This is a genomic window from Pseudomonas sp. Fl5BN2 (assembly GCF_009908205.1).
Taxonomy (GTDB): Bacteria; Pseudomonadota; Gammaproteobacteria; order Pseudomonadales; family Pseudomonadaceae; genus Aquipseudomonas.
Genome location: NZ_JAAARL010000106.1, coordinates 1 through 393 on the forward strand (window position 1 = coordinate 1; position 393 = coordinate 393).

General features: G+C 66.7%; 1 protein-coding gene. It reads right to left on the reverse strand.

All coding sequences use genetic code 11. The annotated features are described in order from the left end of the window. The coding region (locus tag GV819_RS32820; protein ID WP_161760135.1) for an ABC transporter ATP-binding protein at positions 1 to 393 on the reverse strand (393 nt) is incomplete at both ends.

Here is a 393-nt window from a genome sequence, read left to right on the forward strand (position 1 = left end):
GTTGAGCAGCAGGATGCGATCGGACATGGCCATCGCTTCGCTCTGGTCGTGCGTGACCATCAGGGCCGACAGGCCCAGGCGGACGATCAGCTCGCGCAGGAACGCACGTGCTTCTTCGCGCAGCTTGGCGTCGAGGTTCGAGAGTGGCTCGTCGAGCAGGATCACGGGCGGGTTGTAGACCAGCGCGCGGGCGATCGCCACACGCTGCTGTTGGCCGCCGGAGAGCTGGCTCGGGAAACGCTCGCCCAGATGGCCGAGGCCCAGTTGCTGCAGCACGGCTTGTACGCGTTCCTTGATCTGCGAGGCGGGCGTCTTGCGCAGCTTGAGCGGGTAGGCGACGTTCTCCGCCACGGTCTTGTGCGGCCACAGCGCGTACGACTGGAACACCAGGCC